General features: G+C 52.7%; 12 protein-coding genes. 5 read left to right on the plus strand and 7 right to left on the minus strand.

Annotated elements, in window-relative coordinates:
* Positions 1–197: 197 nt before the first annotated feature.
* Positions 198–1,121 carry an L-lactate dehydrogenase gene (locus tag NST69_RS16105; RefSeq protein WP_036726543.1) on the plus strand — a complete coding sequence of 308 codons (924 nt, stop codon included), beginning with the start codon at positions 198–200 and terminating at the stop codon, positions 1,119–1,121.
* Positions 1,122–1,389: 268 nt separating this feature from the next.
* Here the strand turns inward: NST69_RS16105 and NST69_RS16110 are convergent, their stop codons facing one another.
* Together NST69_RS16110 and NST69_RS16115 are read right to left on the minus strand one after the other, a co-directional pair.
* Positions 1,390–2,319: a tyrosine-type recombinase/integrase gene (locus NST69_RS16110; protein ID WP_340979521.1), complete on the minus strand. Its 930-nt coding sequence runs from the start codon at positions 2,317–2,319 to the stop codon at positions 1,390–1,392.
* 36 nt (positions 2,320–2,355) lie between these two features.
* Positions 2,356–3,267 (minus strand): LysR family transcriptional regulator, encoded by a 912-nt coding sequence (locus NST69_RS16115; RefSeq protein ID WP_036726540.1) that lies wholly within the window; start codon positions 3,265–3,267, stop codon positions 2,356–2,358.
* A gap of 120 nt (positions 3,268–3,387) precedes the next feature.
* Between NST69_RS16115 and NST69_RS16120 the strand changes: the two genes are divergently transcribed.
* Entirely contained in the window at positions 3,388–4,662 is a 1,275-nt protein-coding gene (locus NST69_RS16120) for an amino acid permease (protein ID WP_342546176.1), read from the plus strand.
* A gap of 423 nt (positions 4,663–5,085) precedes the next feature.
* On the opposite strand, the gene NST69_RS16125 is transcribed toward NST69_RS16120, so the two are convergent.
* Together NST69_RS16125 and NST69_RS16130 are read right to left on the minus strand one after the other, a co-directional pair.
* Positions 5,086–6,468, minus strand: a complete 1,383-nt coding sequence (locus tag NST69_RS16125; RefSeq protein WP_036726538.1) for a DUF4179 domain-containing protein — start codon at positions 6,466–6,468, stop codon at positions 5,086–5,088.
* Positions 6,465–7,001: a sigma-70 family RNA polymerase sigma factor gene (locus NST69_RS16130; protein WP_051478105.1), complete on the minus strand. Its 537-nt coding sequence runs from the start codon at positions 6,999–7,001 to the stop codon at positions 6,465–6,467. Before NST69_RS16130 ends, NST69_RS16125 begins: the two co-directional genes overlap by 4 nt.
* A gap of 136 nt (positions 7,002–7,137) precedes the next feature.
* Between NST69_RS16130 and NST69_RS16135 the strand changes: the two genes are divergently transcribed.
* Entirely contained in the window at positions 7,138–8,088 is a 951-nt protein-coding gene (locus tag NST69_RS16135) for an alpha/beta hydrolase (RefSeq protein WP_036726536.1), read from the plus strand.
* 140 nt (positions 8,089–8,228) lie between these two features.
* Here the strand turns inward: NST69_RS16135 and NST69_RS16140 are convergent, their stop codons facing one another.
* Together NST69_RS16140 and NST69_RS16145 are read right to left on the minus strand one after the other, a co-directional pair.
* Entirely contained in the window at positions 8,229–8,585 is a 357-nt protein-coding gene (locus NST69_RS16140) for a hypothetical protein (protein WP_051478104.1), read from the minus strand.
* Positions 8,586–8,699: 114 nt separating this feature from the next.
* The gene (locus NST69_RS16145) at positions 8,700–9,920 is read right to left on the minus strand and encodes an aminotransferase class I/II-fold pyridoxal phosphate-dependent enzyme (protein ID WP_342546180.1); all 1,221 of its coding nucleotides are present in this window, start codon (positions 9,918–9,920) and stop codon (positions 8,700–8,702) included.
* A 406-nt stretch (positions 9,921–10,326) separates the two neighbouring features.
* Here NST69_RS16145 and NST69_RS16150 point away from each other — a divergent pair, with 406 nt between their 5' ends.
* Positions 10,327–10,500 (plus strand): hypothetical protein, encoded by a 174-nt coding sequence (locus tag NST69_RS16150; RefSeq protein ID WP_200869554.1) that lies wholly within the window; start codon positions 10,327–10,329, stop codon positions 10,498–10,500.
* Positions 10,501–10,583: 83 nt separating this feature from the next.
* On the opposite strand, the gene NST69_RS16155 is transcribed toward NST69_RS16150, so the two are convergent.
* On the minus strand, positions 10,584–12,368 hold the full coding sequence (locus tag NST69_RS16155; RefSeq protein ID WP_342546185.1) for an ABC transporter substrate-binding protein: 1,785 nt from the start codon (positions 12,366–12,368) through the stop codon (positions 10,584–10,586).
* Positions 12,369–12,512: 144 nt separating this feature from the next.
* Between NST69_RS16155 and NST69_RS16160 the strand changes: the two genes are divergently transcribed.
* A complete protein-coding gene (locus NST69_RS16160; protein WP_209873789.1) occupies positions 12,513–13,754 on the plus strand; it encodes an MFS transporter in 1,242 nt (413 codons plus the stop codon).
* Positions 13,755–13,906 lie beyond the last annotated feature (152 nt).

A 13,906-nucleotide genomic window follows, 5' to 3' on the forward strand; every position in this document is an offset into this window, starting at 1 on the left:
TTCAGTTCGCTCCTGTCAAGTGGTTGAGTGGATAACAGAAAAATCGTTGTTAGCTTACCCTATTACGGGTAATGGATGAAAAACGGATAGCTTGAAAACACTATCCCTAGCGATTATGATGGATAAGATTGGACAGCAAGTGGAATGGCTCTGCCTTCCTTATACTACCAAAATACAAATGCTGGAGGAGATTTGACATGGCCCCATTTAAGCCCAATCGTGTTGTAGTCATCGGTACCGGTGCAGTCGGAACCACTACAGCCTATACGCTGCTGCTGCGTAAGCGCATGCCCGAGCTTGTACTGATCGATGTGAACCACCAGAAGGCGCTTGGTGAAGCGCTGGATATGAACCATGGTATGCCTTTTGTAGGAGGCGTGAAGCTATGGGCCGGTACCTATGAGGATTGCCGCGAAGCCGACATTATTATCGTCACTGCCGGAGCCTCCCAGAAGCCTGGTGAAACCCGGATCGACCTGCTCCGCAAGAACATCTCGATCTTCAAAGATATCATCCAGAAAATCACGAAATACAACCAGCACGCGATCCTGCTGATTGCGACCAATCCGGTCGATATCCTGGCGTACGCCACCCTGAAGATCAGCGGCTTCGACCGCAGACGGGTTATCGGCTCAGGAACGGTACTGGACAGCGCCCGCTTCCGTTACCTGATCGGGAAGCACAAGGAGATTGACCCGCGCAGCATCCATGGACAGATCATCGGGGAGCATGGCGATTCCGAGCTGCCGGTCTGGAGTCTCGCCAATGTCGCCGGGATTGATCTGGGCTTCGATGAAGCCGAACGCAAAGAAATCTTCGAGGATACGAAGAATGCCGCTTACGAGATTATCGATGCCAAGGGATCGACCTCCTACGCCATCGCGCTTGCACTGGACCGCATTGTAGCGTCCATCCTGAACAATGAAGGCTCCGTTCTGAATGTATCTACACTACTGAACAATTACAACGGCGTCTCCGATGTGTTCCTCGGCGCTCCGTGTGTTGTGGACCGCTCCGGTGTGCGTGAGGTGCTTGATCTTCCGCTCAGCGAAGAAGAACAGAGCTTATTCCAGCAGTCCGCTGACAAGCTCAAGAGTGAAATTACCAAGCTGGAGCTATAATTCCAGCCGGAACGAGCCGGCCGCCAATCCGCAGGGATTGGCGGCCTTTTTTTTGAAATCTAAGCATCCAAGCATTTACAAGACGCGAAGACGCGTTAAGCGACTAAAGCGAATGATGCGGTTGATTTCTCATCTCCGTTTTTCCCTTTCTCATGGTAGCAATTCATAGACAAGTTGTCATCATTAAAATGCACATTGCATGTAATTTATGAGTTAGGATATGAACAAAAATTCATAGTTCAAGTGATAATAATGCTAGACAGTTCGATTACAGGCTACCACTCAGCTTATCAGCGCTGCTGATTTGCAGTCGGGACATCGCCTCTTCCTTCTCCCGGCTCGTGATATGGGTATAGACTGTAGTTGTCTGAATGGAAGAGTGACCCAGCAGCTCCTGCACCGTCCGCAGATCCGCGCCCTTGCGCAGCAGCATAGTGGCGAACGAATGCCGCAGCTTATGGCTCGAATAGGCACGCTGCTGGGAAGAGGGCAGCTCACTCTGGAAGCGGCTGAAGGTATCCGCAGCAATGCCCTGAATTCCCCGGATCGACAATCTGCGGCCCTTCTGCGAGATGAACATGGCCTCTTCTTTGCTGCGCCAAGGGGCCAGCCGGTCCGCAATCGCCTGATCGAGATACGGGGCTACATCCTCCGGAACCGGTATGCCCCGCCATTTGCGCCCTTTGCCGAAGACCCGCAGAGTGCGTCGGTCTACATTATAATCACTCAGATTCAGCGTATGTACTTCCCCTACCCGCAGCCCCATATAGGACATAAGCAGGAAGACCGCCAGATTGCGGCTTCTGTACTTGCCGTCCACCGCTGAGAGGAACCGCTCCAGCTCTTTCTCCTCCAGATAGACCGGCTCACGGTTTTTGTCGGTCTTGGATTTCTTGATCCCTGCCGCCGGGTTAATAGATAACAGCTCCAGCTCGGACAGTGCCTTGAACAGACAGTTAACCGAGGCATGCTTGCGGTTACGGGTGGCATCGCTGACTCCCCGCTCACGGACCGAGGTCAGATAGGACACCACATGCAGCTTCTTAACCGTTCCCAGCTCCTTGCCGTTCAGATGGTCCAGGAATTCCCGCACATCCGCAAGGTAGGATTTCTGGGTATGTGCTGTATAACCGGCATCCTTCATCCAGATCAGGAAGGCCTCCAGCTCTTCTTCGTATGTTCGTTCCAGCTCATTCATGATCTGTCCCCCTCCCTCTTAAGTACAACTATTATATCATTCCTCCGCAGTAGCTTCCCTCCATCCGGCAGCATGCTTCTCTACCATTCTGAGGAATTCGCTGAGCGCAGGAGACTTCCATTTCTTGTTATGGTAAGCGATCTGGGTGGCCACCCGCTGCGACTGGTCATTCCAGTTCAGCCGGCCCAGCTTGCCTTCCGCAAGCTCGCGCTTCACCGTAATCTGCGGCAGAAAAGAGAGACCGAGTCCGGCCATCACGCACTGCTTGATCGCTTCAATGCTCCAGAACTCCAGATTCGGATCAGGAAAGACACCGTGGCTGTTCAGATGACGTTCAAACAAGGTGCGGTAGGTGCAGCCCGCTTCGGTATGCAGAATCGTTACGTTCTTCAGTTGATGCGGCTCCACTTCAGCAAGCTCCAGCAGCGGATGATCCAGCGGAGCCACCAGAGCCATAGCTTCATGAATCAGCGTCTCACAGTATATATCCTTATACTCTGTTTCCGGCTGCAGCAGGAAGGCCAGATCCAGCTCCCCGGAGCGGATGAATTCGGTCAGCTCCCAGCAGGCCCCCGGCTTCAGGGTAATCTGCACCTGCGGATAACGGCTGCGGAAATCCTTGATAATTCCGGGAAGCCGGAAGGCCGCCAGGGATTCCGGTGCGCCGATCCGCAGCGAACCGGCGATTTCGGTCTCAGACCGGAGGGCATTCTCAGCCATCGTGTGCATCTTGGAGATTTCCTGGGCATATGGCAGCAGGCGGCGGCCTGCATCGGTAAGCATAATCTTTTTGCTGATCCGGTCGAACAGGGGTTGCCCCAGCTCTGCTTCCAGAGCCTGAATCTGTGCGGTAATGCTGGACTGGGCATAATCCAGCTTCTGCGCAGCGCGGGTGAAGCTGCCGGTCTCTACCACAACGAGAAAGGTGAACAGATGCTTCGATTCCATAGCGAACCTTCCTTTGATCCATCGGTTTTTTGAATGGATGTTATTTGATAATTCCGTTTTTCCAATGGATCTATTATCTGATACTCTATAACTAAATACAAGGAAAGCGGGATTATACATATGAAGAAACACACCTCGTTACAACGTACCATCGGCATGCCTCAGGCCGTTGCCTTATACATCGGGGCTGTCCTCGGTTCGGGGGTATTAATTGTCCCCGGACTGGCAGCCGAGATGGCTGGCCCGGCTTCGCTGCTGGCCTGGGGCTTCATGACCCTGCTCATTCTTCCGCTTGCCTTATCCATGGGCCTGCTCTCTGCCAAGTTCCCTAACGCCGGGGGCGTCTCCCACTTCGTGACTCTAGCCTTCGGGCCGAAGGCCGGGGCCCTTGTCGGCTGGTTCTTCCTGCTGTCCGTTCCGATCGGCGCGCCAGTCGCCGCATTGACCGGTGCAGGATACATGACCGCAGCGATGGGCTGGGGCGATCCGGCCCGAATCGCCCTTGCCGCCGGGATGCTGGTCATTGGACTCCTTACGAACTGGATCGGCATGCAGGTCGCCGGTAAAGTGCAAATTGCTGTGGTGATCGCTATTGTTGCCGTACTGGTCTTCTCTTTTGCCGCTGCGCTTCCAAGGATGGAGCGTGCTCACTTCACTCCGTTTGCGCCGCATGGCTGGATGAGTGTCGGGCAGGCGGCGGCGATCCTCTTCTGGTGCTTCATCGGCTGGGAAGCAGTCTCGCATCTGTCGGAAGAGTTCAAGGAACCTGAGCGGGCTGCGGTTAAGGGTGTGACCATCGCGGCCATCATTGTCGGTGTCCTGTATTTCCTCTCGGCACTTGCTACCGTAGGTACACAGAGCTATCTGCACGGCGGGGCAGATAGCTCCCTGCTATGGATCATCAGCCAGCCGCTGGGGGCATGGGGAGGCTTCATCGCCGGACTCACCGGTCTCTTCATCTGCACGGCGACGATCATTGCCTATGCAGGTGCGGCTTCACGCGTGGCTTATGCCTTGTCCCGGCAAAGTTATGCTCCGGGCTGGATGGGCCTTTTATCCAATCGTTATCAGACGCCTGTGGGGGCCATCGGCTTCCTGGCGCTCTGCTTCACCTTGATATTATCGCTCTACGGCAGCGGGGCGCTCTCGATAACCACACTGATCACCTTCCCCAACGCCACCTTCATTCTTACCTATATTGGGGGTTGTGCCGCCGGAATCCGCCTCTTGCGCGGCAGCCGTGCAGGCGTAACGATCAGCGTCATTTCCTTCGCCGCCACACTAGCCGTGTTCCCGTTCACAGGCTGGGCGATTCTCTACCCGCTGCTGATTACGGCGGCGTTTGCCGGGGTGGACTATTGGAGATCCGGGGCAAGGCGTGTGGGTGAGCGGTGAGGGGGGATTTACTGTTACTTTACTGCTACACGCTTTGGAGTGGGACTCGAAGCTTGGTCGTCGCTGCGGTGAACATTTGTCCCTCCGGCCGCTGCCCAGTTTGGATTTCCTAATTAAAACCGCTCTTCGCGGTAGAAATCCAAACCAAGCCTATGCTGTAGATAGCGAGCTTTCCTGCGGAAAGCTTTCAGGCGGACGCATTCGCTCCTCCAGTTCCAAATTTCCCCTCCGCTTCTTTTTGCTTTTCGTTATTTCTTAAGTGCATTAAACAAAATAACCTGTGGGCTGTGCTTCCAACCCTTTGGCCTGCACGCCTCCGCACTGCCCATTGTGTTCGTAAAATTCCTCTACAACCGCAAACAGGCCACGCCATCCATAACAGGACGGCGCGGCCTTTCTTTTATAAGCGTTGAATTTCAGCAGCTATTGGGTCCACTCAATTGGAATGCGAAGACGGAACTGTTGTATATCCTTCGTATAAGTGAAGGAATTGGCCACAATTTCGAGCTGATCGGATGGCTGCACCGGCGGGAAAATCAGCTTAAAGGCTAATTTATCCCGGCTAATGCGCACCGGCTGTCCTTTGGGGAAAATCGGATGATCCTTGTCCTGCTCCTCCTCTAACCGAAGCGGGGTATTCTGGCTCGTGACCTGACTGGCCTCATAATATACGACCGTCTGCTTTTCCTCATAGTCAACGGAAGTCACCGTTACCGTTCCTCCTTCATCACCCTGCAGCGTTATAGGGAAAGATCCATTCAGGCGCTGACGGTCCTCCGCTTGCTTGGCTTCTCCATTTTTCGGGGGTTCAGTAACGATCAGGTTCACATAGGCCGGCTTAGGATTGAGCGCTGTCAGCGGTGAGAAGTTGAAATAGTAGTAGTCATTGGTGGCCCCATCTCCACCTTGATTCATATATAAGGTTCCAATATCATCTTCTAGCATTACATTAAGCCATGTATCAGGATACCTGTTCATCACAATAACTTGCGAAGTTACAGGACCCAGGGTCAGCTTGTCTACAGTATATAGTGAGTTATCATACATGAAATCCAGATTCTTGGGATAGACGGTAGTGCTCAGCGCGTTACTCTTAGCCCTATCTAGCAGGACAGATAAATCCCAGTTCCCCCTCGTCGTCCCTATGCAGTCGATACTCATATTTAATCTTAGCTGATCAGGCAGATCCTTATCCCCAAAGCTTAGACGGGTTGTACCTACGAAGGTATGGTCTCCTGTAATTGTGAAGTCATGGGTTGATATCGTTTGTGGATGATACCCTTCAAAATTAAGCTTATAGAAGACTGCCGCTTCTTTGCCGGTAATAGGCTCTGACGATGACGGATAGGTTACCTCATAATTTAGCACCAATGATATACCATCGTAATATTCCTCTACCAGATGGAAGGTTATTCCTTGATCTGCAATGACCGCACCTGTCGGACTGCTTAGATGCTTCTCTTCAATGGGCTTCAATCCCTCTCGATCCCCACCTTTAGCATACAAATAATCGAAGAACGGAATGACGCGCAGCGCCTCTGCAACCTTGGGCGAGACGAATCCGATCCCGGTAATGGATCCAGCTGTAACAGCCAGCGCAGCTGTGACGCCGATGACCCACTTCCTGTACGATGATAACCGATGTCTGCCTCTTGGGGCTTTCCCTACTCCTCCAGTATGTAGCTGCCACAATTCATCAAAATCAACAGAAGAAGGCATACTGTGTATGATGTGTTCTGCTTCCTTCTGTAATTGAGCGGATAATACTTCGGATTCAACATCCAGCCTGTCCTTAACTGTCGTCATTTAAGCCCCTCCTTCATCATCAGCACACCGGGGTCAAGTTCACCGCATTCTCTCAGCTTGCGCAGTGCCGCATGAAGCCTGGATTTGCAGGTTCCCAGCGGAATACTTAATACCTCTGCGGTTTCGGGAAGCGATAATCCGGCATAATAGTGCAGGGAGATCACTTCGCGCAGCTTCGCGGACAGATGGCTGACCGCCTGCCATAATTCCAGCTGATTCTCACTATGCAGAGCGATGCTCTCGGCGGAGTGCTCTTTTCCCTCTATAGGAACGCCCGCCAGCAGTTGTATCCAGGTCTTCCTGCGTAACAGATTACGGGACGTATTGACGGCAATCCGGTACAGCCAAGGCCGAAGCGGCCTGGAGGGATCATATAAATGATATTTTGCAAAGGCACGCAGAAAAGTCTCCTGGGTAATATCATCGGCCAGCACCCGCTGCTTGGTCATCATAAGGGCAATACCATAGATATAAGCGGAGTGTGCTTCAAACATGTCCTTGGCCTGTTGTTCTGTGATGGGATAATCCTTCAACGCTCGCTCCCCCTTTCTCTACTTGATATACGCTTTGACCCGGGCCATCCGTTCGCTTTACGTTTCAGAAACTTGTCAGGCGGTTATGGATGAGAAGAGCTTGACCTAATCTGCTAGAAGAAGGAGACTGTAACCTATGTCTGATCATAAAAGAGTGATTCTTGAACCTGCAGCTCAGAAATTCGCCGATGATAATGCCAAGCCTCCCTTCCTGCCCGATCTGGGTCCGGAAAAAGGCCGCGAAACGGTCAACACCGTCCAGGCTGGCGATATCGAAAAACCCGAGGCAGATCTTCAGGATCTGACCGTAACCGGCGGCCCCGGCGGTGAAGTGAAGGTCCGCATTGTCCGTCCGGTAGGCACCTCCGGTACTTCCCTGCCGGTCATTCTCTATATTCATGGAGCAGGCTGGGTATTCGGCAACAGTCACACGCATGACCGGCTCATCCGCGAGCTGACTGTGGGTACGGGCGCCGCCGTGGTATTCCCGGAATACAGCCTGTCCCCGGAAGCCAAATATCCTACGGCCATTGAAGAAATCTACGCAGTCCTGGAATGGATTGCTAGTGAAGGCTCCACGTACGGCCTGGATGCATCCAGGCTGAGTGTCGCCGGGGACAGTGTCGGCGGTAACATGACTGCTGCCATCACCCTGATGGCCAAAGAACGCAGCGGTCCGGCCATCTCTAAGCAATTGCTTTTCTATCCGGTTACAGATGCTTCCTTCGATACCGAATCGTATCATCAGTTCGCAGAAGGATATTTCCTCCAGCGCGAAGGCATGAAATGGTTCTGGGATCAATATACCACCGATCCTGAGAAGCGGGCACAGATTACGGCCTCTCCGCTGCGGGCCAGTCTGGACCAGCTTAGCGGTCTGCCGGAAGCCTTGATTATCACAGGTGAAGCCGATGTGCTTCGTGATGAAGGGGAGGCCTATGCGAATAAGCTTCGCGAAGCAGGCGTTCCCGTTACGGCTGTGCGCTTCCAGGGCATTATCCACGATTTCGTGATGCTGAACGCGCTGGCAGACACTAAGGCTAACCAAGGAGCTTTGCTGCTGGCAACGGCATGGTTGAAGGACTAAGTCACTAGAATATAACTATGTAAAAATAAAGCAAGCCCGTACCGGAGAATTCCAGTGCGGGCTTGCTTACATATATGAGGTTGCCGGAACTGGCAGCAGTGCGGTTTAGACTACCTGCTTCGAAGCAACCTGCGGTCCGTCTATTTCCGCTGGGAATAGAACTCCGCTGCTTTGATCAGCATATCCTTCAGTGAACCGAAGGAAGTCGTCTTCGCTACATGCTCATCGAGCTGATCCGACGGGAGCGATTTTATCTCCTCTGCTGATCCGGCAGAGAATCCTCCTTTTTGCAGCAGATCCTTCAAGGACTCGAAGGGAGTGAACTTTTGCAAAAAAGAACTCGATAGCAGTTGCTCCAGCGGCAGCTTCTGCAGAAGTTGCTCGACAGGCAGCTTGTCCAACGGCAATTTCTGCAGCAGCTCGTAGGCACGCCCTTCTTTGAGGGAACCGACTACTCCTTGTATTTTATCGCCTAATCCTCCAATGTTAAATCCCATAAGGTCAACCTCCTGAAAATCTGTAGTTGATCCTTATTACCCCGAATTCAGATCAGTGAATTATAAAAGTTAACATAATGTTGATTATGTTACTCAATGGCACTTCTCACATCCTCATCTCCCCGAACGCAGAAACTCCCCGATCCTCCGGGCGGCTTCCAGCAAACGTTCTTCCTCCTCTACCAGTGCAATTCGCACATACCCTTCCCCCTGGCTGCCAAAAGCATCTCCCGGAATAACCGCTACTCCGGTTCTCAGCAGCAGGTCATGCGCGAAGCGGCGCGAGCTTCCGGCTTCACCCTTACTCCCATAGGCATCCGGCAGCCTTGCCCAAATAAACATAGTAGCTTCCGGCGAGGGCAGCGCCCACCCTTCAAGATGCAGCGCTTCTACCACAAGGTTCCGCCGCCGCTCATACAGCGCAGCCACTCCTTGGTCCGACCCGGAGTCCATCGCCTGCTCCAACGCCACAACCGCAGCTTCTTGAATCGGCTCGAAGACACCGTAATCGACATTGCTTTTCAGCTCCCGCAGCGCCCCGACGGCCTGCGCATTGCCCGTCATGAAGCCGATGCGGCATCCGGCCATGTTGAAGCTTTTGGAGAAGGAATGAAATTCAACGGCGATATCCCGCGCCCCCGGTACCTGGAGGATGCTGATCGGCCGGTAACCATCGAAGCCCATCTCTGAATACGCCAGATCATGCACGACCAGCACCTCCCACTTACGGGCAAGCTCCACGAGCCGCTCCATATAAGCCAGATCCACAGTAACCGAAATCGGATTGCCGGGAAAGCTGAGCAGCATAAAAGATGCTTCCCGCCAGACCTCATCAGGAATACTCTCCAGATCCGGCCGGAACGCATTCTCCTCTAGGAGCGGCAGCGGCCAAGACCTAACCCCCGCTATTGCGAGCGCTCCTGAATAGATGGGATAACCAGGGTCAGGTACAATCGCCAGATCACCGGGATTGCAGATGGCCAGGGCCAGATGCGCCAACCCGTCCTGCGAACCCATCAGGGACACCATTTCCTCCTCCGGGTCTACCTCCGCGCCGAAACGCCACTGCATCCATCTCGCCGCCTGATTGCGCAGCGATATACTCCCCTTGGATGACGGATAGGCATAGCTGTCTTCCCGCAGTACTGCTTGACTTAATGCCTGACGGATCTCCGGCAGAGGCGCCCGGTCCGGACTGCCAATTCCAAGATCGATGATGTCCAGTCCCGATTGCCGGGCTTCTGACTTCCATGCCGCCACCTCGGCAAAGATCGATGATCCCAGATGAGACAGTTTGTCTGATCTCCATTTATGCTGCTTGCTGCTATGAATCAATGGACTCCCTCCAGCGTATGTTTTTCAATGCCGTTTCCACTTGATAGTATAGCACGGGTTCCACACTCCGAAGAGGAGAAAGAACAGATGAACTTTTTGGATGGGTTTTAATCCTATTATTGATATATTATTCTAGCAAAATCATTCAATTTAAGGTGACAACTAGTTCGATAAGTCATATAAAAGTCCCTTAGAAGTGAAACAGCGTATAATTTATGTTATACGCTGTTTTTTGGAGGCGATTTTGTTTGTTATTAAGGTCATAGGTATTCGATTATTACAATGTAATAGAATACATACACCAATTCCTGAGACTCCCCATACAGCAATAAAAATGCATCTCCGTCGAATCGCTACCGACTCCCGGGCATAGGATAGAGTATTACAGACGAAAGTGGGAATTCACATGTCCAAGAATAAGCGCGGTAAAGCACTTTACACTACCCCCTCCCGGGCCAGGGGCACCTGTCCGATCTGCGGGAGCACCCGGATTAAGCTTTTGTATTTCGGCAAAGGCCCGGAGGGTGAGAAGCTGACGGTCTGCAAGAAATGTGACGGCAAGCAGCAGCAAGCGGTCTGAACTACGGCTTAAGCACTAACCGCATCACGCACAAAAAAAACGGCCTGCTCCCCCCCTTCAGGAGAGCAGTCGTTTCTTTGATCCTACTGAAACCCCGATTTCACCCACAGCTTGGAGATATCCAGAAATCCGAAGGAGCCAGGCTCCAGGCCAAACAAATTCTGACTTAATTGCGCTTTTTTATTCATATGACAGCCATACAGTACCCAATCGTTATCACGCAGCTTGCCTTCGGCCAGCTCCAGTATCTCTGCCCTCTCCCCGGCGGCCAGCCGGGCGAAAGGCTTCAGCACCTCTGTGAGCTCAGATTTCTGGCTGTCCAGCAGCAGGTGATGCAGATAATTCGACTCATTGCGAAAATAATTAATCATCCCCCACTGCCAGTCATCCTCCAGTACTTCTTCGCAGATCACAAGATCTGCTTGGTTCACCAAGTCCGGCAGATCATACTCCCCTAAAGGATACAGCTCAAGCTGTAATCCAATTTTCCTGCTGCGCTCCTGCAGCCAATTCGCCTCATCCTGATCCTCTTTACAGGCCCGGTAGGCCAACTTAACTGCCTCTCCTCTGTATCTGCCTTCCTCAAGCAGCGCCCACGCTTCCTCCAATTGCGGCTCAGCGAACTCATACTTGCTGCTCTGCCAGGGAAGGAAGCTGTCTGCCGGCATAATCCGGTTGCCTCCCAGCTCACGAATCAGGGCAAGCTGATTATAGAGGATACGCATGGCCTGCCGGACTGCAGGATGATGGTGTACGCCTTCTTTTCTAAAATTAAACAGAATGTATCTGCACCCGACTGCCGGATAATCGATATTGTGACTCCTCCCGTCCTCCGCTGCCGGCAAGCTGTTCAGGCTGGTACTGGCACCCGTCAGCTGATATTGTCGTACCCCCGAGGCCAAATGTGGCAGGTACCAGATCTCGACCCGGTCCAGCAAAGGGCGTATTCCATAGTAGAAATCGTAGGCACCGAGTACAAGCACATCCTGACTCAGATCCACTACCTGATAAGGCCCCGTGCCGACCGGATGCACAGCGAAATCCACATCGTATGGAACAATCGACATATAGATCGAGCTGAACAGATGCAGGAAGAAGAAATTAGGCTGCACCAGATCGAACCGTATAACGTAGTCCCCCTCCAGCTCCACATGAATGATATCCTCAAAATGACAGATCGCGGGACTTCTAAGTCCGATCAGACGCTGTAGGGTTTCTTTTACATCCCTTGAAGTCATCATGCGGCCGTGGTGGAATCGCACCCCCTTGCGGAGATAGAACAGGTAGCTTGTACTGCTCTCGTTAGCCTCCCACGTGTGGGCCAGCCCCGGCAGGAAAACCTCGTTCTGTGCATCATAGGTAATCAGGGTACTGCAAACATGCCCCAGCAAATAGGTCTCAAAGGCGGTGTATACGGTGGCCGGGTCCAGCTTCTCCATCGCACGGTTACGGGAGATTCGCAGCACCTCCTGCCCGGATATGGAGCCGGGTTCTCTCCAGAAGCCCATTTGCTTATCGAGAACCGCCAGCAGGCGTTCTTTGAGCGGCTCGTTAACCGGGTATTGACCAATCAATTCGATGGCAGGCTTAATCCGGCCTTTGCTGACCAGCTCCTGAAATCTCTCCTCCAGCACCTCATCTATATGACGCAAAAAAGTCATCTGCGAGCGATTCCCTCTCCCTCTTCCGGGTATCCAGGCAATCAGCTGCTGCTCCTCCAGCTTCCGCAGAATAAACTTCACATTGCGCGGTGTGCAGCACAGGATACCGGTCAACTGCTCAATCGTCACCGGAATCGGCTGCTGGAGGTTATATGCCGGAGCCAGGGCTGCGGTCAAACAAAGATAATGTGTACTGCTGGTATCCATGTTCTCAAGCTCCTTTTAAAAGGTGAAAAGTGACATGTAATTCTTACACTTTTATTTCCCCCTTTGTTCTATACAATTATACATAATCATTCGCTAAGAAGCATGCTTCAAATTCAAACCATTGACTAGGAGACAGGGATTCAAATGAAACAACATCTGCGCCACATTCACCCGCTGGCCTGGACCATCATCATCGGCACGATGTTCGGCCGGCTGGTTACTTCAATGAGCATTCCTTTTCTCTCGATCTATCTCACGCAGGTGCTTGGAGCTTCCGCTACCCAAACCGGGTTCACGGTGGCCGTCAGCTCGCTGGCAGGGGTAATGATCAGCTTCTACGGCGGTTATATCTCGGATGTGATCGGGCGCCGGATCGTCATGCTGGTCTCCGTGTTCGGCTGGGCCTGCGTATTCTTCGGCTTCGCCGCAGCTCAGCATTTATGGGTATTTTTCCTGGTGAACACGCTCAACGGACTGTGCCGCGCCGTATTTGAACCGACTTCGCGGGCGTTATTATCGGATATCACCCCGCCGGAGCAAAAGCTGCTGGTCTTCAATCTGCGGTATGCCGCGGTGAATCTGGGTGTGGTCTTCGGCCCGATTATCGGCCTCCAGCTTGGCTCCGCCAAGTCCACCTTCCCGTTCGTAATCGCAGGGATCGTCTATATTGCCTATGGACTTGTTCTGTTCCTGCAATTCTCGGTGCACCGTGCCAGCCTGCCTGTTCATGGAGAAGTGCGGACGCCGAAGCTGCTCGATGCGCTCGCGGTCACCGGAAGGGATAAGGTATTTCTGCCTGTTCTACTGGGAACCATCTTCTGCGTCCTCGGGTATGGCCACTTTAGCTCTACACTGGCGCAATTTCTGGCGATGAACACCCATTTCAGCAATGGCAGCCAAGTCTTCTCTTACATGCTGTCGCTTAATGCAGTCACGGTGCTGGTCGTACAGTATCCCATCGTGCGTACAGCCAGCAAGTTCGCGCCGATTATCCCGCTCATTCTGGGCAATGTCTGCGTAGCCCTTAGTCTGCTGCTGTTCGGAATGCCCGGAGGGGTGCCCCTGCTGATGTTCAGCGTGGTTCTGTTCACGGTCGGGGAGGTTCTGCTCTTCACGATGATGGATATGCTGATCGACCGGATTGCCAAGCCGGAGTGGAAAGGTACCTATTTCGGCACGATCGGCTTCAATAATCTGGGCAGCGTAATGGCACCTATTCTCGGAGGACTGCTGCTGGATCAGTTCGGCGCTCTGAACGGGCCCGCTGTGTTCGTACCGCTTGCGCTGACCACGGCGCTCGGCCTTCCTTTCCTGATTACCGCGCATAAAAGACTCCGCATCCGCGAGCTTGCTGAAGTAAGTGCGCAGCGTAAGCTTGGTGCTTGAGCTATTTGAGACGAAAATAAACCCCAGACCTGCGTAAAGCGGATTTGGGGTTTATTTATATATACTTATCATTGTTTTTAACTCTTGTGATCGTTAATAAGTTAACATAATAATTATTATGTCGCAAATAATAATTATACTGCAACTAACCG

Origin of the sequence: Paenibacillus sp. FSL P2-0089 (genome assembly GCF_038595095.1) — a bacterium.
In the GTDB taxonomy this organism is placed as follows: Bacteria; Bacillota; Bacilli; order Paenibacillales; family Paenibacillaceae; genus Paenibacillus_AQ; species Paenibacillus_AQ silagei.

Bases quoted from the DNA above. Each gene is read 5' to 3' on its own strand.
- NST69_RS16140 (WP_051478104.1), bottom strand. From the start codon at position 8,585: ATGGGATTTAACATTGGAGGATTAGGCGATAAAATACAAGGAGTAGTC.
- NST69_RS16155 (WP_342546185.1), bottom strand. From the start codon at position 12,368: ATGGATACCAGCAGTACACATTATCTTTGTTTGACCGCAGCCCTGGCT.
- NST69_RS16110 (WP_340979521.1), bottom strand. From the start codon at position 2,319: ATGAATGAGCTGGAACGAACATACGAAGAAGAGCTGGAGGCCTTCCTG.
- NST69_RS16150 (WP_200869554.1), top strand. From the start codon at position 10,327: ATGTCCAAGAATAAGCGCGGTAAAGCACTTTACACTACCCCCTCCCGG.
- NST69_RS16135 (WP_036726536.1), top strand. From the start codon at position 7,138: ATGTCTGATCATAAAAGAGTGATTCTTGAACCTGCAGCTCAGAAATTC.
- NST69_RS16160 (WP_209873789.1), top strand. From the start codon at position 12,513: ATGAAACAACATCTGCGCCACATTCACCCGCTGGCCTGGACCATCATC.
- NST69_RS16115 (WP_036726540.1), bottom strand. From the start codon at position 3,267: ATGGAATCGAAGCATCTGTTCACCTTTCTCGTTGTGGTAGAGACCGGC.
- NST69_RS16125 (WP_036726538.1), bottom strand. From the start codon at position 6,468: ATGACGACAGTTAAGGACAGGCTGGATGTTGAATCCGAAGTATTATCC.
- NST69_RS16120 (WP_342546176.1), top strand. From the start codon at position 3,388: ATGAAGAAACACACCTCGTTACAACGTACCATCGGCATGCCTCAGGCC.
- NST69_RS16105 (WP_036726543.1), top strand. From the start codon at position 198: ATGGCCCCATTTAAGCCCAATCGTGTTGTAGTCATCGGTACCGGTGCA.